Source organism: Streptomyces chilikensis, from assembly GCF_001642695.1.
GTDB classification, from domain to species: Bacteria; Actinomycetota; Actinomycetes; order Streptomycetales; family Streptomycetaceae; genus Streptomyces; species Streptomyces chilikensis.
This window is the reverse complement of record NZ_LWCC02000005.1, coordinates 2,090,304-2,115,196: the sequence shown is the minus strand read 5'-3', so window position 1 is coordinate 2,115,196 and position 24,893 is coordinate 2,090,304. Positions and strand designations below refer to the sequence as shown.

The window sequence follows — 24,893 nt, the reverse complement described above, 5'->3', positions numbered from 1 at the left end:
CGCGCCCGGGCCCGGGCCCTCGCCGGACGGGCCGTCCGCCGCGGCCGCGGAGCGCTCCGTGCGCCGCGAAGGGCCCGCGGCGGTCGGTCCGGCGGCCCGGCGGCGCAGCCTGTCCCGCCATGCCATGTGCTCAACCGCCTTCGTTCACGCGGGTGTTGATGCGGGCGATCTCGGCCACCCACTGACGGCGTTCGTCGTGGGTCAGGTCGAGGATCTCCTCGCGGGGCCAGTGGAAGTGATAGGCGACGTACGCGATCTCCTCCCGGAGCCGGGGAAGGGCGTACGTCACGATTCCCCCAGGCGCCCGCCCGAGAGGTCGACCTCGAAGCCGCCCTCGCAGTGCGGGCAGGTCACCGCCGCCCGGGTGTGGCCCTCGCTGTTGACGCGGCGGTAGAAGTCCTGGAGGAAGGCGACGTCGGTGGCGTACATCCGTTCCACGATCCCGGCGTGCACGTCGGTGATGGAGCCGATCCGGGTGATCACCTGGCTCAGCAGCACCACGCTCAGGTACGCCGGGTTCTCCTTGACCCGCAGGTCGATCTGGGGCCGCAGCTCGTCCCGGGCCGTGGCCAGGCGCATCGCGCCGTGCCGGTGGACGGTGCCCGCCTCGTCGACGTACCCGCGCGGCAGCTCGAACTCGAACTCGGTGCGCAGCCCGTGGTCCTCTCGTGGCGGCGGAGCGGCGGCGGGGGGTGCCGCCGCCTGCTCGGCCGCCGGGGCGGGCGCCGTCACCTGGAGGATCTCCTCCAGGTTGCCCGCCGTCACCGTACGGCGCCTCATTCGACGACGATCTCCTCGAACACGATCGTGACGGTCTCGGTGGCGTGGGAGGACTCCCCCGCCTTCAGGGACGGGCCCTCCCACTTCGAGGCCCAGCCCTGCATCAGCTGGATGCGGCGGACCGTGCTGCCCTCGGTGTCCTTGATCTCGATGGTGATGTTCTGGCGCGCGGCGTTCACCGCGCCGTTGTTCAGGGTCTCCTTGATCCAGTTGGTGAACTCGCTGCTCTGGTCGAGTCCCCGGGTGATCGTGATCTCGCCCGCCTGCCGGCCGCCGGGCTGCTTGCGGATGATCTGCTTGCCCTCGGCGCTGACCTGCTTGATCTCGACGACGTCCTCCTCGACGGTCAGACCGCTGATCTCCTGGATCGACTCGACCAGGTAGCCACCGAGCTGCACGCCGAAGACGTGGGTGGAAAGAGCATCGCCCGTTGCCATGACTGTCTGTCACCTTTCCTTGCGGAGCCGTTCCTACGGTCCCGGGATCACTCGTCGATGAGGCTGGTGCTGTCGGAGAACTGGGCCAGCCGGAACACCACGAACTCCGCGGGCTTGACCGGCGAGACACCGATCTCGCAGACGACCCGGCCCTGGTCGATGGACTCCTGCGGGTTGTTGTCGCGGTCGCACTTCACGTAGAACGCCTCTTCGGCGGTGCGGCCGAACAGCGCGCCCCGGCGCCACTCCTCGGTGAGGAACGCCGTGACGTTGCGCCGGATGCTCGACCAGAGCCGGTCGTCGTTCGGCTCGAAGACCACCCACTGGGTGCCCAGGAGGATCGACTCCTCCAGGTAGTTGAACAGGCGGCGCACGTTCAGGTAGCGCCAGGCCGGGTCGGAGGAGAGGGTGCGGGCGCCCCAGATCCGGATGCCCCGGCCCGGGAAGGCGCGGACGCAGTTCACGCCGATCGGGTTCAGCAGGTCCTGCTCGCCCTTGCTGAGCCGCAGCTCCAGGTCGACCGCGCCGCGGATCACCTCGTTGGCGGGCGCCTTGTGCACGCCGCGCTCGGCGTCGCTGCGGGCCCACACGCCGGCGATGTGACCGCTCGGCGGGACGGTGGTGTTGCGGCCGGCGGCCGGGTCGAAGACCCGCACCCACGGGTAGTAGAGGGCGGCGTACCGGGAGTCGTAGCCCGCCTCGTCGTTGCGCCAGGTGCGCACCTGCTGGGCGGTCAGCCCGGGCGGGGTGTCCAGGACCGCCACCCGGTCGCCCATCTGCTCGCAGTGCGAGATCACGGCGAGCTGCACGGTGCGCACGCCCTCGGCGTCGATGTCACCGCGCCGGTAGGCGCTCATCAGGTCCGGCACCGCGACCATGGTGATCTCGTCGATGGCCTCCAGGCCGCCGAAACCGGTGCGGTCCCCGGCGTCGCCCACGTACTCGGCCGGGCCGAAGCGGGCCACCTCGCCGGAGCCGGGAGCGGCGGGCGCGGCCGGGGCGTCGGCCAGCGCCACGGTCTGGTTGGCGGGCCTGCTCTGGGCGGCCCCCTGCTGTTCGGTGACCTCGACCAGCTTCGAGGCGCGGACCTGGTTGACCAGGTACCCCTTGACGTTCCTGCGGGTGGAGGCCTCGTACGTCTCCGCCACCTGGTCGCCCTGGCGGACCAGGACCTTGAAGCGGTCCTCCGGCGGGTTCTCGCCGTCCGCGTCGGCGATCTCCACCGACACGCCGGAGACGCCCGGCCGGGCCGTGACCAGGAAGCCGCCCAGCTCGGTCGGCCTGGCCGCCGGGGTCTCCCGCCCCGCCGGGGCGGAGGCGTCGTCCGGGGAGCCGCCGATGCGCACGACGTACGCCGTGCCGCCGCCGTTGGCGAAGTACCCGTAGACCGCGTGGGCCAGGTAGGTGCCCTCGGTGAAGCCACCGAACGTCCGGGTGTACTGGTCCCAGCTCGCGACCAGCGTCGGCGTGTGGAACGGGCCGGTCTCGGCGAACCCCACGAACGCGGCGACCGCGGTGCCCACCCCCTCGATGGGCCGGGCACCGGACTGCACCTCCTCCACGTACACGCCCGGGGTGAGGTACGTCGGCATGCTCGCTCCTTCGGGTCCTGCGGTTCCTGGCGGTCCTGGCACCTGTGTCCAGGCCGAGTCTGCGGGGCCGAACCACGAGGTGACAGGGCCGTGCGGACCTGGCCGGGGGCAGGAGCGCTGCCCCCCGCCGCCCGCGCCGACCGTCCGGCGGCCCCCCGGGGCTGCCCCGGCTCTGCCCGTACGGGCCTGGACGCCCCGCGCGTCCGCCCGTTCCACTGGAGGCCGCACCCGGGATGCGTCGGCGGGGAGGCGGCGCGGTACGGGGGCGCCGTCCTCCCACCGCCCGGCCCCGCGCGGTGGACGAGGACCGGGCCGGGTGGAGGAAGGCCTCCGGCCGGGCCGGACCGACGACGCCGTGCGGCGAGGCCTCAGACGGCCAGGGCGTCCGCCAGGTGCGGCCCGAACTCGCTCTGCAGGACCAGCCGGCCCAGCTTGCGGTACTCCTGGGCGACCGCGGTGATCAGCTGGCGCATGGTGAGCGGCTCACCGGTCTCCGCCGCGAGGTAGGCGGCCGTCACCGCGCAGGAGCGGATGGAGCCGCCGGCCAGTTCGAAGCGGTCCGCGCAGAAGCCGAGGTCGAGGTCGTCGGCCCGTGGCAGGCGGTCGCCCAGGCAGCGGTCCCAGAGGGCGAGGCGCTGGCCCGGGTCGGGGACCGGGAAGTCGGCCACCACGTCCAGGCGGCGGGTGAACGCCTCGTCGAGGTTGGCCCGCAGGTTGGTGGTCAGCACGGCGATGCCGTCGAAGGACTCCATGCGCTGGAGCAGGTACGCGGACTCGATGTTGGCGTGCCGGTCGCGCGCGTCCTTCACCTCGGAGCGCTTGCCGAAGATCGCGTCGGCCTCGTCGAAGAGGAGCACGGCGTTGACCGCGGAGGCCTCGGTGAAGATCCGCTCCAGGTTCTTCTCGGTCTCACCGATGTACTTGTCGACCACGGTGGAGAGGTCGACCACGTAGAGGTCCATGCCGAGGTCCGCCGCGACGACCTCGGCGGACATGGTCTTGCCGGTGCCGGACTCCCCCGCGAACAGCGCGATCACGCCGCGCCCCCGGCCGCCGCCGGGCCGCATGCCCCACTGCCCGAGCACCTGGTCGCGGTGGCGGGCGCGCAGGGCGAGTTCGCGCAGGCGGCGGTGGGTGGCCGGCGGGAGGACGAGGTCGTCCCAGCCGACCCCCGGCTCGACGCGGCGGGCGAGACGGTCGAGCCCGGCGCCGTTCTGGGCGCGTACGGCGGCGCGCAGGTCGTCGGGGCCGACCGGGCGGCCGGCCAGGGCGGCGGTGCGCACCGCGACGTCGGCCGCGCGGCGCAACTGCGCGGAGTCCAGGCGGTGGGCGGCCACCGCACGGGCGAGTTCGCCGACGTCGCCGGAGCCGGAGCCCATGCCGGTGCCGGTGCCGGTGACCCGGTCCAGGGCGTGGAGCCAGCGCGCGGCCTGCCGCTCGGGGGAGGGGGGCGGCACGGTCAGGACGACGGGGCTGTCGGGCGCCCAGGCCGGATCCCAGCCGCCCGAGCCGTGCGTCAGGAGGGGGACGCCGCGCAGCGCCCCGCACACCGTCCGGAGGATCCGGGCCCGTTCGGCCGGCTCCCCGGGCAGCGCCTCCAGCGGGCCGAGGACGACGCCGGCCCCGGTCAGGCGGGCCTCCAGCGCGGCCACCCGTGCCGACCCGGGCGGCGACGGCCCCCGCCGCCCCGGGCGGCGACCGCCGGGGCCCGGCCGTGCCCACGGAGGTGCGCGGCCCGGAGGGCTTCCGGGCCCGGCTGGTCCCGGTCGCCGCGCGGGCGGACGGCTCGCTGGCGCTTCCCGACAGCGGCCGCCTGGGGGGCTGGTGGGCGCTCGGGGCGCCGGCCGGGGCCGCCCGGGGCACCCTGCTCGTCGCGGGACACGTCGACACGGCCCGGGACGGCCTGGGCGTGTTCGCGGCGCTGCACCGGCTGCGGGTCGGCACGGCGGTCGACGTGGTCGGAGCGGACGGTCTCGCCCGCCGCTACCGGGTCACCGCCCGTCACACCTACTCGCAGCGGTCCCTGCCGCCCGCCCTGTTCACCCGCGACGGACCCCACCGGCTGGTGCTGGTCACCTGCACCGGCGACTACGACCGGTCGGCGGGCGCCTACGACCGGAACCTGGTGCTCTACGCCACCCCGGCCCCGGCCCCGCGGTCACCCCGGCCCCGGCCCCCGTGCAGCCGCCCCGGGCGTCGGCCGCCGGGCGTCCGCCGCTAGGCCCTGTCCGGCGGGTCGTGCCGTTCCCGCCGCCGTCGCCCTGTGGGCCGCCGGCCCCGCGCCCCACGTGCGCGATCCGCCGGACGGGACCTAGTGCGCCGTGGCGGTCAGCGCGTCGAGCTGGTCCAGGAACCACTTGGCCGGCGGGGTGGCCGTCGCGGCGGCGACGAGCCGCTTGGTGCGGTCGGCGCGCTCCCCCGGCGGCATCGTGAGCGCCTCGTGCAGCGCCCGCGCCGTGGCGTTCACGTCGTAGGGGTGGACGGTGATCGCGTCGTCGCCCATCTCCTCGTGCGCCCCCGCCTCCCGGGACAGCACCAGCGCGCAGCCGTTCTCGGCGAGCACCGGCACCTCCTTGGCGACCAGGTTCATGCCGTCCCGGATCGGGTTCACCAGCGCCACGTCGGCCAGCCGGTACGCGGCCAGCGACCGCGCGAAGTCGTCCTTGAGGTTCAGCACCACCGGCGTCCAGTACGGCGTGCCGTACTCCGCGTTGATCTCGTCGGCGACCCGCGCCACCTCCGCCGTGTAGTCGCGGTAGACGGCCAGGTCCTGCCGCGAGGGGTAGGCGAAGGCCACGTGGACGACCCGGTCGCGCCACTCGGGGTGGTCGTCGAGCAGCTGCCGGAAGGCGTGCAGGCCGCGGACGATGTTCTTGGAGAGCTCGGTGCGGTCGACCCGCACGATCGTCCTGCGGAGGTTGCCGTCGGGGTCGTCGCCGATCTCCGCGCGGAGTTCGGCGACGCGCCGGCCGACGTCCTCCCGCCCGGCCCGCTCGCGCAGGAAGTCGGCGTCCGCGCCCAGTCCGTGCACGCCGATCCGGGTGTCGCCGAGGCCGCCCACGACCGCGTCGCAGCAGGCGGTGAAGGCGTCGGCCCAGCGCCGGGTGAGGAAGCCGAGGCGGTCGGCGCCCAGCATGCCGCGCAGGACGGACTCCGCGACGTCGTCGGGGAGCAGCCGGAAGTACTCCGGCGGGGCCCACGGGGTGTGCGAGAAGTGGCCGATGCGCAGGTCCGGGCGGAGCTCGCGGAGCATGCCGGGGGCCAGCGTCAGGTGGTAGTCCTGGATCAGCACCGCCGCGCCCTCGGCGGCCTCCTCGGCCAGCGCCTCGGCGAAGGAGCGGTTGAACTCCTGGTAGGCGGCCCACTGGAGCCGGAACTCACTGTCGAAAACAGGTTCGAGCGGCGTCTGGTACAGCATGTGGTGCACGAACCAGAGCACCGAGTTGGCGATGCCGTTGTAGGCGGCGTGGTGCGTCTCGGCGGAGATGTCGAGCATCTTCACGCCCGGCTCGCCCACCCCGCGCCGGACCGCCTCGCGGTCGCCGTCGCTCAGGGCCGAACAGACCCACAGGGCGCCGGCGTCCGGCCCGATCGCGGAGAGCCCGGAGACCATGCCCCCGCCGCCGCGGCGGGAGACCAGCGAGCCGTCCTCGGCGACCGAGTACGAGACGGGGCCGCGGTTGGAGGCGACCAGTACCTGAGCAGATCTTTCGGCGGAACCCATACGCGTCACCTAGCCCGGAGGGGAAAAGTCCAAACGTGCGAGGACGTGGCGGCGGCGTCCCGCCCGGGGGCGGGGCGCCGCGCCGAACGGGTGCGGTCAGGCCACCTCGCGTGACCGGTACTCCAGGATCTCCGCCATCGGCGGCCGCTCCAGGGTGTCCACCGCGTGGGTGCGCGGCGCGAAGCCCTCCTCGGTGCGCTCGAACTGGGTGATCAGCGGCCGGATCATCTGGCCGCGCGCCAGCCGCAGCTGGGCGGTGCGGTAGATGGTGGCGGCCATGCGGCCCAGGGCCTGGCTGTCCTGGTTGCGGTGCTTGCGGACGCCGACGTCGACCTGGGCGAGGGCGTCCAGGCCCACCGTGTGCAGGGAGTCGATCAGCATCGCCAGCTCGACGCCGTACCCGACCGGGAACGGCAGCCGCTCCAGCAGCGACCGGCGGGCCGCGTACTCGCCGCCCAGCGGCTGCACGAAGCCCGCGAGCTGGGGCCAGTGCAGGTTGATCAGCGGGCGGGCCATCAGTTCGGTGACCCGGCCGCCCTGGCCGGCCTCCGTGCCGAGCGGGCGGTCGTACATGGCCTTGACCAGCGAGATCCCCGGGTCGGTGAGCAGCGGACCGACCGTGCCCGTGACGAAGTCGGAGGAGAAGTCCCGCAGGTCCGCGTCGATGAAGCAGACGATGTCGCCGCTGGTCGCCAGCAGCGAGCGCCACAGCACCTCGCCCTTGCCGCGGACGGCGGGGACGCGGGGCAGGATGTGGTCCCGGTGCACCACCTTGGCGCCCGCCGCGGCGGCCACCTCGGAGGTGCGGTCCGTGGACGCGGAGTCGACGACCACGAGCTCGTCGACGAGCGGGACCTGTTCGACCAGGTCCCGGCGGATCGTGGCCACGATGTCACCGACAGTGGCCTCCTCGTTGAGCGCGGGCAGCACGACGGAGACCTTCGTGCCGCTCTGGCGCTTGGCGGCGAGTATCTGGTGGAGCGGGCGATCGGCCACATGCCAGGAGCGTGTGCCCAGCCAGCCTTCGACTTCTTCCAGCACAGTCACCGGCTCCTCACTGTGTCCACCGCCTGCCTCGCGGCGGGCGGTCCGTCTCGCGTTCCGGACGACTCTCTCAACTGTCCTGGCCTTCGGTTACAGTCTTGGACATCACCAGTGACCACCGCATGTCGGGGGTCGAGTCGCTCGACTGGTGGATACGAGTCCCCTGGCGGGACGCGAGTCAAAACAACTTCAGAACAACAGAAGAACGCTCATCCAGAGGGGCAGAGGGATACGGCCCGATGAAGCCCCGGCAACCCTCCAGCCGCGCCCGCGTCACGCGAGGCCCCGGCTAGGGAAGGTGCCAAATCCGTCTCACGGCGAAGACGCCGCTGAGGAAGATGAGGAGAAAGGGCCTCGCCACTCATGGCTGTACAGACCGTCACGACCGCTTCCGCGTCCACGACGACCTCCGCCGCCTCCGTCGATCTCGGTCCCGCCACCGCGCTCTCCTGTCGCGAGTGCGGCCACCGCGTCCCGCTCGGCCCCGTCTTCGCCTGCGAGGAGTGTTTCGGGCCGCTCGAGATCGCCTACGACTTCTCCTCCTACGAGGCCGGGGAACTGCGCCGCCGCATCGAGGCCGGCCCCAGCAACATCTGGCGCTACGCCCCGCTGCTGCCCGTCCCGGCCGACGTCGCCGACAAGCCCAACCTGAACCCGGGCTGGACCAAGCTGGTCAAGGCCGACAACCTGGCCCGCGAGCTGGGCGTCACCGGCGGCCTCTACGTCAAGGACGACTCCGGCAACCCGACGCACTCCTTCAAGGACCGCGTGGTCGCCCAGGCCCTGGAGGCCGCCCGCGCCTTCGGCTTCACCACCCTCTCCTGCTCCTCCACCGGCAACCTGGCCGGCGCGGTCGGCGCGGCCGCCGCCCGGGCCGGCTTCCGGTCCTGCGTGTTCATCCCGCACGACCTGGAGCAGGGCAAGGTCGTGATGGCCGCGGTCTACGGCGGCGAGCTGGTCGGCATCGACGGCAACTACGACGACGTGAACCGCTTCTGCTCCGAGCTGATCGGCGACCCGGCCGGCGAGGGCTGGGGCTTCGTCAACGTCAACCTGCGCCCCTACTACGGCGAGGGCTCCAAGACGCTGGCGTACGAGATCTGCGAGCAGCTCGGCTGGCGGCTGCCGGACCAGCTGGTGATCCCGATCGCCTCCGGCTCGCAGTTCACCAAGATCGACAAGGGGCTGAAGGAGCTCGTCCAGCTCGGCCTGGTCGAGGACAAGCCGTACAAGCTCTTCGGCGCGCAGGCCGCGGGCTGCTCCCCGGTATCCGTCGCCTACAAGGCCGGGCACGACGTGGTCCGGCCGCAGAAGCCGGACACCATCGCCAAGTCGCTGGCCATCGGCAACCCGGCCGACGGTCCCTACGTCCTGGACATCGCCCGCCGCACGGGCGGCGCGGTGGAGGACGTCACGGACGAGGAGGTCGTGGCCGGCATCCGGCTGCTGGCCCGCACGGAGGGCGTCTTCGCGGAGACGGCCGGCGGCGTGACGGTCGGCGTGACCCGCAAGCTGATCGAGAACGGCCTGCTGGACCCGTCGCTCACCACGGTCGTCCTCAACACCGGTGACGGCCTGAAGACGCTGGACGCGGTGGCCGACCAGGGGCTCACCGCCACGATCCGTCCCAGCCTCGAGTCCTTCCGAGAGGCCGGTCTCGGCTGACCTCCGCCCCGCCCGCCCCGTAACCCGCCTCACCGTGACCGGAGGACACACCCCATGAGCGTGACCGTTCGCATCCCGACCATCCTGCGCACCTACACCGGTGGCCAGGCCGAGGTGAGCGCCGAGGGCGCGAACCTGGGAGAGGTCATCGCGGACCTGGAGAAGAACCACACGGGCATCGCCGCCCGCGTGCTGGACGACCAGGGCAGGCTGCGGCGCTTCGTCAACGTCTACGTCAACGACGACGACGTGCGGTTCGAGCAAGGCCTGGAGACGGCCACGCCCGAGGGCGGCAGCGTTTCGATCATTCCCGCCGTGGCCGGCGGCGCCTGATCCCCCGCGCTTTTCCGCATTTCCCGGATCGCCCTCCCCGGTTCATGCCGGCGTCACATTCCGCCGGCATCCGGAGAGGGCGATTCTGCATGATTGGGCGCGGTAGAGTTGGGGTACTCCGCGCCGAACTCGGGTCGTGCGCCGACGAGTTCCTGCCTCCCGCACGACAAGATGCAGCCAAACTGCGCGGGTCCTTTGCGCGGTTCGTTCCATCTGTCCGCCCCCACTTGACCTGAATTCGGGCGATTCCTCCGCGTGTTCCTGGCCGGTTGTTCCCAGAATTGTCGTCCGATTGACCTGTTGCAGAGGGCAGTTGGGCAGATACATTCGGCCGCGGTCGACGCGTTCCGGCGCACGCCCGCCGCCCCGGCGGCGGGTGAGGTCTGACCCGGATCCGCGAAGTGTGGATCTGTGCAAGGGCCAGTAATAGGGGAGTTAGGCATGGCTCAGGGCACCGTCAAGTGGTTCAACGCGGAGAAGGGGTACGGCTTCATCGCGGTCGACGGTGGTGCGGACGTCTTCGTGCACTACAGCGCGATTCAGATGGACGGCTACCGCACCCTCGAGGAAGGCCAGCGGGTCGAGTTCGAGATCTCGCAGGGCCAGAAGGGGCCGCAGGCGGACATGGTCCGACTGGCCGGCTGAACGCAGCGACCAACATCCTGACGTGACATCGGGCCCGCGGCCCCCTCGGGGGGCGCGGGCCCTTTGCCGTGCGGTCGCGCCGCCGTGCGGTCGCGCCGCCGTGCGGTGCGGGGGCGTGCGGTTCCGCCACGGACGACTGCGCCGCCGGTGAGGCCGGGCCGGCTCTGCCGCAAGGCGGCGGGGTGGCGTGCCCGCAGGGGGCGCGGGCCGCTCGGCGGGTGGGAAAAACGGGGGTGGATCGCCGGAGCGTCTTGCACTCGGAGGGGTCGAGTGCTAATTATGGCGTTAGCACTCTGAAGGTGAGAGTGACAACTATGGACCGGGTCGGTGAGGTCCGCGTTGTCGAGGCGGGGAAGGAACCGTCCGGCACGCAGGCCGTCCGTCGCGGGCGCGGGCGCGGTCCGAAGGAATCACCCCCAGTCCTGGGAGGACCACTTCACATGGCCAAGATCATCGCGTTCGACGAGGAGGCGCGGCGCGGCCTCGAGCGCGGCATGAACCAGCTCGCGGACGCCGTCAAGGTGACGCTCGGCCCCAAGGGCCGCAACGTCGTCCTCGAGAAGAAGTGGGGCGCCCCCACGATCACCAACGATGGTGTCTCCATCGCCAAGGAGATCGAGCTCGAGGACCCGTACGAGAAGATCGGCGCCGAGCTGGTCAAGGAAGTCGCCAAGAAGACGGACGACGTCGCCGGTGACGGTACGACCACCGCGACCGTCCTCGCCCAGGCGCTGGTCCGCGAGGGCCTGCGCAACGTGGCGGCCGGCGCCAACCCGATGGCCCTGAAGCGCGGCATCGAGAAGGCCGTCGAGGCCGTCTCCGGCGCCCTGCTCGAGCAGGCCAAGGAGATCGAGACCAAGGAGCAGATCGCCTCCACCGCGTCCATCTCCGCCGCCGACACCCAGATCGGCGAGCTCATCGCCGAGGCGATGGACAAGGTCGGCAAGGAAGGCGTCATCACCGTCGAGGAGTCCCAGACCTTCGGTCTGGAGCTGGAGCTCACCGAGGGCATGCGCTTCGACAAGGGCTACATCTCGGCGTACTTCGCGACCGACATGGAGCGCATGGAGGCGTCGCTCGAGGACCCCTACATCCTCATCGCCAACTCCAAGATCTCCTCGGTCAAGGACCTGCTGCCGCTCCTCGAGAAGGTCATGCAGTCCGGCAAGCCGCTGCTGATCATCGCCGAGGACGTCGAGGGCGAGGCCCTGTCGACCCTGGTCGTCAACAAGATCCGCGGCACCTTCAAGTCCGTCGCCGTCAAGGCCCCGGGCTTCGGCGACCGCCGCAAGGCCATGCTCGGCGACATCGCCATCCTCACGGGCGGCGAGGTCATCTCCGAGGAGGTCGGCCTCAAGCTGGAGAACGCGACCCTGGACCTCCTGGGCCGCGCCCGCAAGGTCGTCATCACCAAGGACGAGACCACCATCGTCGACGGCGCCGGCTCCGCCGACCAGGTCCAGGGCCGGGTCAACCAGATCCGCGCCGAGATCGAGAACAGCGACTCGGACTACGACCGCGAGAAGCTGCAGGAGCGCCTGGCGAAGCTCGCCGGCGGTGTCGCGGTCATCAAGGCCGGCGCCGCCACCGAGGTGGAGCTCAAGGAGCGCAAGCACCGCATCGAGGACGCCGTCCGCAACGCGAAGGCCGCCGTCGAGGAGGGCATCGTCGCCGGTGGTGGCGTGGCCCTGCTGCAGGCCTCCCAGGTCTTCGAGAAGCTGGAGCTCGAGGGTGACGAGGCGACCGGCGCCAACGCCGTGCGCATCGCGCTCGAGGCCCCGCTGAAGCAGATCGCCGTCAACGCCGGCCTCGAGGGCGGCGTCGTGGTGGAGAAGGTCCGCAACCTCACCCCGGGTCACGGCCTCAACGCCGCGACCGGCGAGTACGTCGACCTGATCGCCGAGGGCATCATCGACCCGGCGAAGGTGACCCGTTCCGCGCTGCAGAACGCCGCCTCCATCGCCGCGCTGTTCCTCACCACCGAGGCCGTCATCGCCGACAAGCCGGAGAAGGCCGCCGCGGCCGCTCCGGGCGGCATGCCGGGCGGTGACATGGACTTCTGAGCCTGACGGCTCGGAGGACCGAGGTCCGCGTCACGCGTGACACAGGAGGGCGGCACCCCGCTGGGGTGCCGCCCTTCGGCGTTTTCCGATCGTCACCGGTGACGGGGAATGCCACGACATACCGACTGGTTCGCACAAGTACGTGGGCGTGCTCGCCGGACCGGTGCGTACGCCCACGCAGTTGATCCGGACCGTCCCCCCTCAAGGAGCCCCACGTGACCGTCACCACCGGTGCCGAGATCGCCGACCGCGCCTCCCGCGTCCTGTCCCGCCCGCTCACCATCAACGGCATGACACTGCGGAACCGCCTGGTGATGCCCCCCATGACCCGGAAGTTCTCCCCGGACGGCGTGCCCGGTGAGGACGTGGTCGCCTACTACCGGCGCCGCGCCGCCGCCCAGGTCGGGCTGATCGTGACCGAGGGCACCTACATCGACCGCGCCGCCGCGGGCGACAGCCGCCGGGTGCCGCGCTTCCACGGCGAGGAGCCGCTGGCCGGCTGGCGCAAGGTCGTCGAGGCGGTGCACGCGGAGGGCGGGAAGATCGTCCCGCAGCTCTGGCACGTCGGCATGGTCCGCCCGGACGGGCGCGGCCCGTTCCCGGACGCGCCGTCCGAGGGCCCGTCGGGCCTGCTGCTGGACGGCGAGAGGTCCCCGAACGGCCGGGTGATGACCCAGGAGGACATCGACGCCACCGTCGCCGCCTTCGCCAAGGCGGCCGCCGACGCCGAGCGCGTCGGCTTCGACGGCATCGAGCTGCACGGCGCGCACGGCTACCTGATCGACCAGTTCCTCTGGGAGCGCACCAACCGCCGCACCGACAAGTACGGCGGCGACGCCGCCGCCCGCACCCGCTTCGCCGTGGAGGTCGTGGAGGCGGTCCGTGCCGCGGTCTCGCCCGGCTTCCCGGTGATCTTCCGCTTCTCGCAGTGGAAGTCCGGGGCGTACGACGCCAGGCTCGGGTCCACCCCGGAGGAGCTGGAGGCGGTCCTGCGGCCCATCTCGGAGGCCGGCGTGGACGCCTTCCACGCCTCCACCCGCCGCTACTGGCTGCCCGAGTTCGAGGGCTCCGACCTCAACCTGGCCGCCTGGACGAAGAAGCTGCTCGGCAAGCCCGTGATCACCGTCGGCTCGGTGGGCCTGGACGGCAGCTTCGAGGAGGCCTTCGCCGGCAAGGGCGCCCCGCTGCGGGCCGTGGACGACCTGCTGGACAGCGTGGAGCGCGAGGAGGTCGACCTGGTGGCCGTCGGCCGCGCGCTGCTCCAGGACCCGGAGTGGGGGGCCAAGCTGCTCGGCGGGCGCACGGACGAGATGGCGCCGTACGACGCGGCGTCGCTGCTGAACCTGCACTGAGCGCACGCGCCCCGGAGGGGCCGGCCGGCGCGTCCGCGCCCGGGCCGGCCCCTCCGGCGTGCCCCGCCCCGGCCCGGACGGACCCGGGCCGGACGCACCGGGCGCGGGGGCCCGGGTGCGTCCGGGCCGGGCAGCCGCGGTGTCCGGTCAGCCCATCGGTTCGACGGGGACCACCCGCGGCTCGCCCCAGACCCGCAGCACCTCGTAGTCGGTGAACTCGTGCACCAGCCGGTACGCCATGGCCGGTCGCGGGGAGCGCCGCTCGGCCGCCAGGAAGAGCTCGGCCTCGCGCCGGTCCCGGCGGGGCGCGCCGCACAGCTCCCACGCGCGGCCGTTCCACGCCTCGGGCAGCCAGCGCTGCTGGGGCTGCGGGCGGTCGCCGTGCATGCCGTACCGGGACGGGACGGGCTCCACCGGGCGGTCCGGCACGGGGCCGCCGCTCAGCCGGGCCCGGCGGGCCGTCCGGCGGCGCGTCTCGCAGAGCAGGCACAGGTCCGGCGCGCTCTTGTCCACCGGGCCGTTCGGGTGCTCGGGGCAGCGGGTGGCGGGGGCCGCCGTGGTGACGGCCTCGTCCAGCAGCTCCAGGGCGCGCCGCAGGTCGCCCTTCAGCTCGTGCAGCTGCGAGTCCGGGGTGTCGGAGCCGATCTTCTCCCCGTGGTCGCCGAGCACGCGCAGGGCGCGGCCCAGGGCGGTGAGCTGTGCGTGGTTCACGGCGGTACGGATCCTTCCGGACGTGCGGGGCGGCGCGTCGACCGGGTCGGGCGGGACGTGCCGGGTGCCGTTCCAGCGTCGCACACGCGGGGGAACACCCCGGGGGCGCACCGGGGGCCGGGCGGTCCAGAATGCGGGCATGACCCGACCCGACGTCGACCTCGACGCGCTGCGCGCCCGCTGGGCGCGGACCCTGACCGCCGCCCGCGGCGGAGCCCCGGAGCCGGACCCGGCGCCGTACGCGGAGAACCTGCTGACCCGCTGGGCGGAGCCGCAGCGGCACTACCACACGCTCGCCCACCTCACCGCGGTCCTCGACCGGGTGGACGAGCTGGCGCGGTACGCGGCCAACCCGGACGTCGTGCGGCTCGCGGCCTGGTTCCACGACGCCGTCTACCGGCCGGACCGGTCCGAGAACGAGGAGCGGTCCGCCCGCGTCGCGGAGCTCGCCCTTCCCGAGGCGGGCGTCGACGCGGCGCGGACCGCCGAGGTGGCCCGTCTGGTCCGGCTCACCGTCACCCACGACCCGGCCGACGACGACCTCGACGGCCAGGTCCTCTGCGACGCCGACCTGGCGGTCCTCGCCTCCCCGCCCGAGGCGTACGCCGCGTACGCGGCCGCCGTCCGGCAGGAGTACGCGTTCGTCCCGTCCGGCCCCTTCCGCGAGGGCCGCGCCGCGGTCCTGCGCCAACTCCTGGACCTGCCGAGGCTGTTCCGCACCCCGTACGGCGCGGAGCGCTGGGAGGCCACGGCCCGGTACAACCTGCGGTCCGAACTCGCCCTGCTGACGGAATGACGGTGACGGCCGGGCGACGCTCCCCCTAGGCTCGCCCGCATGAGGAACTTGGGGGCCCTGGGGGGCGACGCGGCGGCACGGACGGTGACGGACGCGGTGGCGGAGGCGGTGGCGGCGCTGCGCCCGGCGGTGGACCGGGACTGGTCCGCGGTGCGGGCGGGCCGGGTGGAGTGGGACTGCCTGCGCACCGCCGAGCACGTGGTGAGCGACCTCTTCGCGTACGCCACGCAGTTGGTGACCCGGGCGCCGGACGCCTACCGGCCGGTGGAGTACGTGCTGAATCCGCCGGACGCCGGCGCCGGGAGCGCGCTCGAGGCGATCGAGGCGGGCGGTGCGATGCTCGCCCTCGCCTGCCGGACCGTGCCCCGGTCGGCGCGCGGCTTCCATCCGGCGCCGTTCCTGAGCGCCGGCCGTGAGGGCTTCGCGGCGATGGGCGTCGCGGAGGTGCTGCTCCACACCCACGACATCGCGGAGGGCCTGGGCATCGCGTACCGGCCGTCGGAGGAGCCGTGCGGGTACGTCCTCGCGCGGATCTTCCCGCACCTCGCGCCGGGCGAGGACCCGTGGCGGACGCTGCTGCGGGCCACCGGGCGGGAGGCGCCGCCGGGCGAGGAGCCGGTCACCGTGTGGCACTGGTACAACGATCCGCTGATCGAGGCGGAGCGGCTGACGCTGGAGGGCCTGACGGTGCCGGCCGCGGCGGACCTCGCGCTCGGCGGCGACGGCGGCCTCGACTGGGTCGACGGCGGTCCCTTCGACGGCACCCGGGAGGGGGCGGGCCTCGTCGTCGCGGCGTACGGGAAGGGGGCGTTCCGGCCGGAGTGGGGCTCCTACGCGCTGGTGCGGCGGGAGGACGACCGGGCGGTCGGCTCCATGGGCTTCCACGGGCCGCCGGACGCGGAGGGACGGGTGGAGATCGGCTACGACCTGGCGACCGCGGCGCGCGGGCAGGGGTACGCCACGGAGGCGCTGCGCGCCCTCGCAGCGTGGGCGCTCGCCCAGGAGTCCGTCGGGACGGTCACCGCGCGGGTGGACCCCGGGAACACCGCGTCGCGGCGCGTCCTGGAGCGCGCGGGGTTCCTGCGCACCGGCCACCTGGAGGAGGACGGCGGGGTGCTGGTCTTCGAGCGGCGCGGCGACTGACCGGGAGCGGCCCGGCGGCCCTCCCGGCACGCAGGGCCGCCGCGCCGACGGCTGCCGGGCGCCGGGGTGACGGACCGTTGCCGCGGAGCGCCGGCCGCCGCGGCCGGCGGTCCGGGAGGCCCGGGGCGTGCGTGTCCTGCGGGGAGGCGGGGGCGGGGCGGAGAAGCGGGCGGCACCGGCGGCACCGGCGGCGCGGCCGGCGGGTCCGGGACCCGCTGCGCCGGCACCGCGCCCCCCGCCGCCGCGACCACCGCGTCCGGCGACCCCAGCCGGTCGAGGATCCGGCGCACCGTGGCCGGGCTGTCCCCCGCCGTCCTGGACCGCCGCCGGTCGATCTCGCCCCGCAGCTCCGTCACCAGCCGCATCCGCGTCGCCGACGGCAACTGCCGCTGCTGGGCGACGTCGCCGACCCGGCTCAGGTAGTCGTAGACCAGCCGGTCGCTCTCGATACCCACCCGCTCCACCTCCCGTGCACCGCCCGTGCGGCCGCCGCCGCGCGCCCCCGGGCCGCCCTTTCGGCACGCTAGCGCAGTGACCCCGCCGTCACCGGGGAACTCCGCCGGGAAAACCACGGACCCGCCGCACCGCCTGCCCCTCCCCGGCCCTGCCGGGGCTGTGACGGTCCCACCCACTACCGTTGGGCGGATGAGCACCGAGGAGAAGCCGGCGGCCACCCCCCGTTCCCTCGCGGAGGCGTTGCGCGCCCGGGACGACGCGTCGTTGTCCGCGCTGCTGCGCGCCCGCCCCGACCTGGTCAGCCCGGTCCCCACCGACCTGACGCAGCTGGCCACCCGGGCCGGCACCCGCGCCTCCGTGGCTCGCGCACTGGAGCGGCTGGACCGCTTCACGCTGCAGACCGCGGAGGCGCTCGCCGTCGCCTCCGACCCCGCCTCCTACGACGAGCTGCTGCGGCTGATGGCCGGCGAGCAGGGCGACGACCCGGACGCCTCCGCGTCGCCCGTGGCCCGCGCCCTTCCGCACGCCGTGGACAAGCTGCGCGAGCAGGCCCTGGTGTGGGGCGACGACGACCGGCTGCGCCTGGTGCGCACCGCCCGCGAGCTGATGGCGCCCTCGCCCCGGCATCCGTCGCCGACCGGCCTGGGCCCGACGGTGGCGGAGGCCGCCGTGCCCATGTCGCCCAACCGGGTGCAGGACATCCTGGCGACCGCCGGGCTGCCGTCCACCCACGACGCGGTCTCCGCCGTGACCGCGCTGACCGAGCTCTTCACGGACCCGCGGCGCATGTCCGACCTGCTGTCCGACGCCCCCGCCGACTCGCTGGAGATCCTGGACCGCCTGGTCTGGGGCCCTCCGTACGGCCAGGTCACCCACGACCCGGCGCCCCGGCTGCGCTGGCTGATGGACCGCGGCCTGCTGCTGCCGATCGCCCCCGGCACCGTCGTGCTGCCCCGTGAGGTGGCGCTGCACCTGCGCGGCGGGCGCGCGCACCGGGTCACCGAGCCCCTCCCGCCCGCCGTGCGGGCCGCCGCGCGTCACGCGCCGCAGATCGTGGACGCCACGGCGGCCGGGCAGGCGTACCAGGCGCTGGTGATCGTGGAGGACCTGCTGAAGCTGTGGGACGGCGGCGGCCCGGCCGTGCTGCGGGCCGGCGGGCTCAGCGTGCGCGACCTCAAGCGGACGGCGGTGTCGCTGGGGGTCCCGGAACCGGAGGCGGCGTTCTGGCTGGAGACCGCCTTCGGCGCGGGGCTGATCGCCTCCGACGGGGAGGCCGACGAACGGTACGCGCCGACCCCCGCCTCCGACGAGTGGCTGGACCGCCCGCCCGCCGAGCGGTGGGCGCGGCTGGCCCAGGCCTGGCTGACCGCCACCCGCACACCCGGCGTGGTCGGCGGACGGGACGCCAAGGACCGTGCCCTGTCCGCGCTCGGCGCCGGCCTCGACCGCTCCGCCGCGCCCGAGGTGCGGCACCGGGTGCTGACCCTGCTGGCCTCGCTGCCCACCGGGTCCCCGCCCGACGAACGGTCGCTGCTCGACCGGCTCCAGTGGGAGCGCCCGCTGCGCCGGGCCGACGGGACGGCCGGCTCGTCCGGCGGCCCGTCCGGCGGCGAGGAGGACCTGCGCACCCGGATCGCCCGCTGGACGCTGGAGGAGGCCGAACGCCTCGGCGTCACCGGGCGGGGCGCGCTCTCCTCGCACGGCCGCGCGCTGGTCCTCGGCGAGGCGCCGCGGCCGCAGGCGCAGCAGCAGCAGCCGCAGCCGCAGGCGGAACCGACGGCGGCCGGCGGGACCGGGCGGGCGGACACCGGGCCCGGCGACAAGCTCCCCGTGCACCATCACCACCACGCCACCGGCCGGCCCGACCCGGTCCCCGCGCCGCTGCCGCCCGCCGAGCAGAACGCCGCCGCGGACACCGCGGCCGAGGTGCTCGCGCCGCTGCTGCCGGCGCCGCTGGACCACGTACTGCTCCAGGCCGACCTCACGGCGGTGGCGCCGGGACCGCTGGTGCGGCCGCTGGCGGAGACGCTGGACGTGCTGGCGGAGGTCGAGTCCAAGGGCGGCGCCACGGTCTACCGGTTCACGCCCGGTTCGGTGCGGCGCGCGCTGGACTCCGGCCGCACCGCCGCCGACCTGCACGCGTTCCTCTCCGCGCACTCGCGGACGCCGGTGCCGCAGCCGCTCGCCTACCTGATCGACGACGTCGCCCGGCGGCACGGCGTGCTGCGGGTGGGGGCGTCCTCCTCGTACGTGCGGTGCGACGACGAGAAGGTGCTGGAGGAGATCCTGGCCGACGGCCGCTCCTCCGGGCTGGGGCTGCGGCGGCTGGCGCCCACCGTGCTGGCGGCGCGGACCGATCCGTCGGCCCTGCTGGAGGGACTGCGGTCGATGGGGTTCGCCCCGGCCGCGGAGTCCTCGGAGGGCGACGTGCTGATCGCCCGTGCCGCCGCGCACCGGACCCCGCCGCGGGCGGTGCCGCAGCCGGTGCCGGAGGGGCCGCCGACGCCGGACGGGCCGCAGCTGTCGGCCGCGGTGCGGGCCGTCCGGGCGGGGGACGCGGCCGCCACCGCGCCGCTGAAGGCGCCCGAGGCGCCGCAGGGGGATCTGCCGCGGACGTCGGCGGCGGACACACTGGCGACGCTGCAGATGGCGGTGATGACGGGGACGCGGGTGCTGATCGGGCACCTCAACGCGGAGGGGGTCGCCACGCAGCGGGTCCTGACCCCGCTCAGCGTCGAGGGCGGCTTCGTCACCGCCCACGACCACACCGCGGCGGGCGTCCGCACCTACCCGCTCCACCGCATCACCGGCGTGGCCGAACTCGCCGACGACGACGCGTAGCCCGGACGCCCCGCCCCGCGCCCGGCGCGGGGCGGGGGCGCGGCGGCGGCGGTGTCAGTCGCCGGCGAGGATCTCGTCGGCGTCGACGATCCGGTACGCGTACCCCTGCTCCGCCAGGAACCGCTGCCGGTGCGCCGCGAAGTCCTGGTCGACCGTGTCCCGCGCGACCACGGAGTAGAAGTGCGCCTGGTGCCCGTCGGCCTTGGGCCGCAGCACCCGGCCCAGCCGCTGCGCCTCCTCCTGCCGGGACCCGAACGTCCCCGACACCTGGATGGCGACCGTCGCCTCGGGAAGGTCGATCGAGAAGTTGGCGACCTTCGACACGACCAGCACGTTGATCTCGCCGTTGCGGAACGCGTCGAACAGCTTCTCCCGCTGCGCGTTGCCGGTCTCGCCCTTGATGACCGGCGCGCCGAGGTGCTCGCCCAGCTCGTCGAGCTGGTCGATGTACTGCCCGATCACCAGGATCTGCTGCCCGGCGAACTTCCGGACCAGCGCCTCGGTCACCTTCCGCTTGGTGGCGGTGGTCGCGCAGAACCGGTACTTCTCCTCCGTCTCGGCGGTCGCGTACGCCAGCCGCTCGGAGTCGGTGAGGTTGACCCGGACCTCCACGCAGTCGGCCGGCGCGATGTACCCCTGCGCCTCGATCTCCTTCCACGGCGCGTCGAACCGCTTGGGCCCGATCAGCGAGAAGACGTCGGACTCGCGCCCGTCCTCCCGCACCAGCGTGGCGGTCAGCCCGAGCCGGCGCCGGGCCTGGAGGTCGGCGGTGAACTTGAAGACCGGCGCGGGCAGCAGGTGCACCTCGTCGTAGAGGATCAGCCCCCAGTCACGGGAGTCGAACAGTTCCAGGTGGGGGTACACGCCCTTCCGGCGCGTCGTCAGCACCTGGTAGGTGGCGATGGTGACGGGCCGGATCTCCTTCTTCGTCCCGCTGTACTCGCCGATCTCGTCCTCGGTGAGCGAGGTCCGGCGCACCAGCTCCGCCTTCCACTGCCGGGCGGAGACGGTGTTGGTGACGAGGATCAGCGTGGTCGACCTCGCCTGTGCCATGGCCCCGGCTCCGACCAGCGTCTTGCCCGCGCCGCAGGGCAGCACGACGACACCGCTGCCGCCGTGCCAGAAGTTCTCCACGGCCTGCTTCTGGTACGGCCGCAGCTGCCAGCCGTCCTCGTGCAGGTCGATCGCGTGCGCCTCGCCGTCGATGTAGCCGGCGAGGTCCTCGGCGGGCCAGCCCAGCTTGAGCAGCGTCTGCTTGATCTGTCCGCGCTCGGACGGGTGCACGGCCACCGTGTCGGCGTCGATCCGGGCGCCCACCAGCGGGGCGATCCGCTTCGACTTCAGCACCTCCTCCAGCACCGGCCGGTCGGTGGTGGTGAGCACCAGGCCGTGGGTGGGGTGCTTGGAGAGGGTGAGCCGTCCGTAGCGGTCCATCGTCTCGGCGATGTCGACCAGCAGCGCGTGCGGCACCGGGTAGCGGCTGTGGGTGACCAGGGCGTCGACGACCTGCTCGGCGTCGTGCCCGGCGGCGCGGGCGTTCCACAGGCCGAGCGGGGTGATGCGGTAGGTGTGGATGTGCTCGGGCGCGCGCTCCAGCTCGGCGAAGGGCGCGATGACCCGACGGCAGTCGTCGGCCTGCTCGTGGTCGACCTCCAGCAGGAGCGTCTTGTCACTCTGGACGATCAGCGGACCGTTCAACGCGCGCCACCTTTCCCTCACGCGGCCGCACCTCGTCGGCCAAACGTCCAGTGTGCATCACGCGGCGGCGGGGGCGCGGTGACGGGGAACACCCGGCCGGCGTCAGTGACCGCGCCGGCCGCGGCGGTGGCCCTCCACGCAGAACCGGTTGCCCTCCGGGTCGGCGAGCACCACGTACGGCCGCTCCCCGGGGGACACGGCGTCGGGGTGGAAGGGCCGGTCGACGTGGAGCGCCCCGAGGGCCACCAGGCGCTCCACCTCCTCGTCGAGGTCGCGGTCACCGGCGTCCAGGTCGAGGTGGACGCGGGGGAACTCCTCGACGGCGCTCCCGCTGGTGTCCATGGCGACGGCGACACCCGGCTCACCCGGCGGCGGTTCCAGGACGATCCGGTCGTCGCCCTCGAAGCGCGGGGGCCGCCGCACGTAACCCAGCGCCCGCTGCCAGAACTCGCCCGCCCGCCGGTCGTCGTGGACGCCCAGCGAGACCTGCTTGATGGTCGCCATGCCGGCACCCCAGGGCCCGTGCCGAAGGCCGCGTGCGCCATTTCCGCGGATCCGCCGCCCTCGCGGCTGCCATGCTGGGGCGATGCGGATCCGGAAGGCGCGGGAGCGCGACGTGGAGGCGTTCCTGCGGCTGGCCGCGCAGGTGGAGCAGTGGTTCGGTCCGATGGTGGCCGAGCCGGGTTTCCACCGTGCGCTGCGCACCCATGTGACCCGGGGGACGGCGCTGCTCGCCGAGGACGGTGACGGACCCGCGCCGCTCGGCGGGCTGCTGTTCGACCCGGTGCGCGGCACGGAGCCACCGGTCCACCACCTGGACTGGCTGGTCGTCTCCGCCGCGGCCAGGGGAACGGGCGTGGGCCGCGCGCTGCTGGACGAGGCCGTCGCCCGCTTCGTGCCCGAGCGGCCCGCCGTCCTGGAGGTCGTCACCTTCGGAGCGGACCACCCCGGGGCGGTGGCCGGCGGCGCGCGGGTCTTCTACGAGCGGCTCGGTTTCACGGCCTGCGAACCGGCGGCACCGGGTCCGGAGGGCGGATCGCGGCAGGTCTACCGCCGGACCCTCGCCGAACCCGCTCCGGCCGCCCGGCCGGAACCGGCGGCCGACCGGAACGGCGCCTGACCGGAGCCGCGCCTGACCACGGCATTCGCCCCGCGCTCCGGCGAGGGCGTAAGATCCCGCGTCTCCCCGCCTCCGCGCCTCGACCCGGAGTGCCGCCGACCGGACGGAAACCGGCCGGCCCCGCCGCCCCGCGCGCTCGCGCCCCGGCGGCTGTCACCGCACACCATCAGGTACGACCGGAGGCATGCCGTGTCCAGCCCATCGAGCCCGTCCACCGGACCGTCGGGACCGTCAGGTCCGCCGAGTCCATCGGATCCGCCGAGTCCGCCGGGGTTGCCGGACCCCTCGGGGCCGTCGGATCCGTCCGACGGCCCGCTCGCCCGGGAGCGGGCCCACCTCACGGCCTCCCGGGCCGCCCTGCGGGCCATGCGGGAGGACGTGGAAGCCCTCGACATCCGGGACGTCACCGCCAACTGGGTGAACGCGGAGGTCCTCTCCCACCAGATCGACGAGCGGATCAAGGCACTCGCCGACCTCAGCGACACCCCGCTCTTCTTCGGCCGCCTCGACTACCTGCACGCGCCGGGCGCGGACCGGGCGGAGGGGGCCGGGGGCGAGCGGTTCTACATCGGGCGGCGGCACGTGCACGACGCGGACGGCGACCCGATGGTGATCGACTGGCGCGCGCCGGTGTCGCAGCCGTTCTACCGGGCGTCCCGGAAGGACCCGATGGACGTCGGGCTGCGCCGCCGCTTCGGGTACACGGGCGGCGAGCTCACCGCGTACGAGGACGAGCACCTGACCGACCCGGCGGAGGCGGAGACCGCCAGCCGGCTGCTCCAGCAGGAGATCGAGAAGCCGCGCGTGGGCCCCATGCGGGACATCGTGGCGACCATCCAGCCGGAGCAGGACGAGATCGTCCGCGCGGGCCTGGGCGGCACGGTCTGCGTGCAGGGCGGCCCCGGCACGGGCAAGACGGCGGTCGGCCTGCACCGTGTCGCGTACCTGCTGTACGCCTACCGCGACCGGCTGGCCCGCACCGGGACCCTGGTCATCGGCCCGAACCGCTCCTTCCTGCACTACATCGAGCAGGTGCTGCCCGCGCTGGGCGAGCTGGAGGTCAGGCAGGCGACGGTGGACGACCTGGTCGCCCAGGTCTCCGGGGTCGAGGTGCGCGGCGCCGACGAGCCGGCCACCGCGCTGCTCAAGGGCGACGTGCGGATGGCCGAGGTGCTGCGGCGGGCCGTCCGCTCGCACGTCACGCTGCCCACCGAGCCGCTGGTGGTGGTCCGCGGCTCCCGGCGGTGGCGCGTGCCGGCGTACGAACTCGAGGAGATCGTGCGGGAGTTGCTGGACCGGGACATCCGTTACGGCGCCGCCCGGGAGGCGCTGCCGCAGCGGATCGCGCACGCGGTGCTGGTGCGGATGGAGCAGGCCGGGGAGGCCCCGGACGACCGGGTGCAGGACGCGGTGGCCCGCAACGCGGCGGTCAAGGCGGCGGTCAAGGCCATCTGGCCGCCGGTCGACCCGGCGAAGCTGGTGCTGCGGCTCCTCTCCGACCCGGAGTTCCTCGCCGGGCAGGCGGACGGCGTGCTCGACGAGGACGAGCGGAAGCTGCTGCTGTGGGCCAGGCCGGCCCGGTCGGTGCGGTCCGCGAAGTGGTCGGCGGCGGACGCGGTGCTGATCGACGAGGCCGCGGACCTGGTGCGGCGGACGCCCTCGCTGGGGCACGTGGTGCTGGACGAGGCGCAGGACCTCTCCCCGATGCAGTACCGGGCGGTGGGGCGGCGCTGCACCACCGGCTCGGCGACGGTGCTGGGGGACCTCGCCCAGGGCACGACCCCGTGGGCCACGCGGAGCTGGGAGGAGGCGCTGCGGCACCTCGGCAAGCCGGAGGGGGTGGTGGAGGAACTCACCGCCGGTTTCCGCGTGCCGACGGACGTCATCGGGTACGCCTCCCGGCTGCTGCCGCACATCGCGCCGGGGCTCACCCCGGTGGCGTCGGTCCGGGAGAACCCCGGGTTCTTCGAGATCCGCCCGGTGGACGGCGCGGAGGCGGTCGTCGCGGCCTGCGGCGAACTCCTGCGCAACGAAGGGTCGGTGGGACTCGTCGCGGCGGACGCGCGGGTGCCCGTGCTGGCCGAGGCGCTGTCCGCGGCGGGCGTCGGATACCTGGCGCCCGGTGAGGAGACGACGGTGCGCACCCGCCTCACGCTGGTCCCGGCCTCACTGGCCAAGGGCCTCGAGTACGACTACGTCGTGCTCGACGAGCCGCGGGCCGTGGTCGACGGGGAGCCCGACGAACGCACCGGCCTCCGCCGCCTCTACGTCACCCTCACCCGAGCCGTCTCCGGGCTGGTCGTCACCCACGCGACGGAGCTGCCGGAGCAGCTCGCCTGACCCGCCCCGGCCACGGGGCGGCCCGGGGCGCCGGGGACCGGCCCTCGCCCTCCCGCGGCCACGGGGCGGGCGGGGCGCCTCCCGCGCATGCGGCGACGGACCGGGCCGGGCCCCGCACCCCACGGGCGGGGCCGTCACGCTTCCCCCGAGGCC

The 24,893-nt window shown here is 74.2% G+C and carries 20 protein-coding genes, 2 pseudogenes and 1 riboswitch; of the genes and pseudogenes, 11 read left to right on the top strand and 11 right to left on the bottom strand.

Going from position 1 to position 24,893, the window contains the following annotated elements:
* Positions 1 to 130: 130 nt before the first annotated feature.
* The 5 genes and pseudogenes from A2U95_RS09470 to A2U95_RS09450 form a co-directional block, all read right to left on the bottom strand.
* Positions 131 to 289, bottom strand: a complete 159-nt coding sequence (locus tag A2U95_RS09470) for a DUF6760 family protein (protein ID WP_164540787.1) — start codon at positions 287 to 289, stop codon at positions 131 to 133.
* Positions 286 to 780 carry a zinc-ribbon domain-containing protein gene (locus A2U95_RS09465; RefSeq protein WP_166021724.1) on the bottom strand — a complete coding sequence of 165 codons (495 nt, stop codon included), beginning with the start codon at positions 778 to 780 and terminating at the stop codon, positions 286 to 288. Before A2U95_RS09465 ends, A2U95_RS09470 begins: the two co-directional genes overlap by 4 nt.
* The gene (locus A2U95_RS09460; protein ID WP_108952828.1) at positions 777 to 1,217 is read right to left on the bottom strand and encodes a phage tail protein; all 441 of its coding nucleotides are present in this window, start codon (positions 1,215 to 1,217) and stop codon (positions 777 to 779) included. Before A2U95_RS09460 ends, A2U95_RS09465 begins: the two co-directional genes overlap by 4 nt.
* Before the next feature lie 47 nt (positions 1,218 to 1,264).
* Positions 1,265 to 2,809, bottom strand: coding sequence for a phage tail sheath family protein (locus tag A2U95_RS09455; RefSeq protein ID WP_166021723.1), 1,545 nt, complete (start codon positions 2,807 to 2,809; stop codon positions 1,265 to 1,267).
* Between the two features lie 368 nt (positions 2,810 to 3,177).
* Positions 3,178 to 4,152, bottom strand: a pseudogene (locus tag A2U95_RS09450) (ATP-binding protein); the annotation flags it as partial.
* 371 nt (positions 4,153 to 4,523) lie between these two features.
* On the opposite strand from A2U95_RS09450, the gene A2U95_RS09445 reads away from it, so the two are divergent.
* On the top strand, positions 4,524 to 5,030 hold the full coding sequence (locus tag A2U95_RS09445; RefSeq protein ID WP_166021722.1) for a class F sortase: 507 nt from the start codon (positions 4,524 to 4,526) through the stop codon (positions 5,028 to 5,030).
* 90 nt (positions 5,031 to 5,120) lie between these two features.
* Here A2U95_RS09445 and A2U95_RS09440 read toward each other — a convergent pair whose 3' ends face one another.
* Both A2U95_RS09440 and A2U95_RS09435 read right to left on the bottom strand, forming a co-directional pair.
* The gene (locus A2U95_RS09440) at positions 5,121 to 6,533 is read right to left on the bottom strand and encodes an alpha,alpha-trehalose-phosphate synthase (UDP-forming) (protein ID WP_166021721.1); all 1,413 of its coding nucleotides are present in this window, start codon (positions 6,531 to 6,533) and stop codon (positions 5,121 to 5,123) included.
* Between the two features lie 96 nt (positions 6,534 to 6,629).
* Positions 6,630 to 7,574, bottom strand: a complete 945-nt coding sequence (locus A2U95_RS09435; RefSeq protein WP_166021720.1) for a glucosyl-3-phosphoglycerate synthase — start codon at positions 7,572 to 7,574, stop codon at positions 6,630 to 6,632.
* 209 nt (positions 7,575 to 7,783) lie between these two features.
* Positions 7,784 to 7,922: riboswitch (SAM riboswitch) on the top strand.
* A gap of 18 nt (positions 7,923 to 7,940) precedes the next feature.
* Here A2U95_RS09435 and thrC point away from each other — a divergent pair.
* The 5 genes from thrC to A2U95_RS09410 all read left to right on the top strand — a co-directional run bounded on the left by thrC (position 7,941) and on the right by A2U95_RS09410 (position 13,635).
* Entirely contained in the window at positions 7,941 to 9,242 is a 1,302-nt protein-coding gene (gene thrC, locus A2U95_RS09430; protein WP_166021719.1) for a threonine synthase, read from the top strand.
* A 54-nt stretch (positions 9,243 to 9,296) separates the two neighbouring features.
* Complete coding sequence (locus A2U95_RS09425) at positions 9,297 to 9,575, top strand: MoaD/ThiS family protein (RefSeq protein WP_166021718.1); 279 nt, start codon at positions 9,297 to 9,299, stop codon at positions 9,573 to 9,575.
* A gap of 441 nt (positions 9,576 to 10,016) precedes the next feature.
* The gene (locus A2U95_RS09420) at positions 10,017 to 10,220 is read left to right on the top strand and encodes a cold-shock protein (protein WP_009339379.1); all 204 of its coding nucleotides are present in this window, start codon (positions 10,017 to 10,019) and stop codon (positions 10,218 to 10,220) included.
* A gap of 440 nt (positions 10,221 to 10,660) precedes the next feature.
* Positions 10,661 to 12,283 carry a chaperonin GroEL gene (gene groL, locus A2U95_RS09415; protein WP_166021717.1) on the top strand — a complete coding sequence of 541 codons (1,623 nt, stop codon included), beginning with the start codon at positions 10,661 to 10,663 and terminating at the stop codon, positions 12,281 to 12,283.
* Between the two features lie 215 nt (positions 12,284 to 12,498).
* The gene (locus A2U95_RS09410) at positions 12,499 to 13,635 is read left to right on the top strand and encodes an NADH:flavin oxidoreductase (protein WP_166021716.1); all 1,137 of its coding nucleotides are present in this window, start codon (positions 12,499 to 12,501) and stop codon (positions 13,633 to 13,635) included.
* A 147-nt stretch (positions 13,636 to 13,782) separates the two neighbouring features.
* On the opposite strand, the gene A2U95_RS09405 is transcribed toward A2U95_RS09410, so the two are convergent.
* Positions 13,783 to 14,346 (bottom strand): hypothetical protein, encoded by a 564-nt coding sequence (locus A2U95_RS09405; RefSeq protein ID WP_166021715.1) that lies wholly within the window; start codon positions 14,344 to 14,346, stop codon positions 13,783 to 13,785.
* A 139-nt stretch (positions 14,347 to 14,485) separates the two neighbouring features.
* Here A2U95_RS09405 and A2U95_RS09400 point away from each other — a divergent pair, with 139 nt between their 5' ends.
* Positions 14,486 to 15,142, top strand: coding sequence for an HD domain-containing protein (locus tag A2U95_RS09400; RefSeq protein ID WP_166021714.1), 657 nt, complete (start codon positions 14,486 to 14,488; stop codon positions 15,140 to 15,142).
* Positions 15,143 to 15,181: 39 nt separating this feature from the next.
* Positions 15,182 to 16,285: a GNAT family N-acetyltransferase gene (locus A2U95_RS09395; RefSeq protein WP_206282850.1), complete on the top strand. Its 1,104-nt coding sequence runs from the start codon at positions 15,182 to 15,184 to the stop codon at positions 16,283 to 16,285.
* Between the two features lie 152 nt (positions 16,286 to 16,437).
* Here A2U95_RS09395 and A2U95_RS32585 read toward each other — a convergent pair.
* Positions 16,438 to 16,740: pseudogene (locus A2U95_RS32585) on the bottom strand (hypothetical protein); the annotation flags it as partial.
* A gap of 190 nt (positions 16,741 to 16,930) precedes the next feature.
* Between A2U95_RS32585 and A2U95_RS09385 the strand changes: the two are divergent.
* Positions 16,931 to 19,582, top strand: a complete 2,652-nt coding sequence (locus A2U95_RS09385) for a helicase-associated domain-containing protein (protein WP_166021713.1) — start codon at positions 16,931 to 16,933, stop codon at positions 19,580 to 19,582.
* Between the two features lie 54 nt (positions 19,583 to 19,636).
* On the opposite strand, the gene A2U95_RS09380 is transcribed toward A2U95_RS09385, so the two are convergent.
* The gene (locus A2U95_RS09380; protein ID WP_166021712.1) at positions 19,637 to 21,280 is read right to left on the bottom strand and encodes a DNA repair helicase XPB; all 1,644 of its coding nucleotides are present in this window, start codon (positions 21,278 to 21,280) and stop codon (positions 19,637 to 19,639) included.
* Between the two features lie 102 nt (positions 21,281 to 21,382).
* Positions 21,383 to 21,784 (bottom strand): VOC family protein, encoded by a 402-nt coding sequence (locus A2U95_RS09375; protein WP_166021711.1) that lies wholly within the window; start codon positions 21,782 to 21,784, stop codon positions 21,383 to 21,385.
* Positions 21,785 to 21,866: 82 nt separating this feature from the next.
* On the opposite strand from A2U95_RS09375, the gene A2U95_RS09370 reads away from it, so the two are divergent.
* Positions 21,867 to 22,400 carry a GNAT family N-acetyltransferase gene (locus A2U95_RS09370; RefSeq protein ID WP_166021710.1) on the top strand — a complete coding sequence of 178 codons (534 nt, stop codon included), beginning with the start codon at positions 21,867 to 21,869 and terminating at the stop codon, positions 22,398 to 22,400.
* A 366-nt stretch (positions 22,401 to 22,766) separates the two neighbouring features.
* Positions 22,767 to 24,740 (top strand): HelD family protein, encoded by a 1,974-nt coding sequence (locus tag A2U95_RS09365; protein WP_240957255.1) that lies wholly within the window; start codon positions 22,767 to 22,769, stop codon positions 24,738 to 24,740.
* Positions 24,741 to 24,893 lie beyond the last annotated feature (153 nt).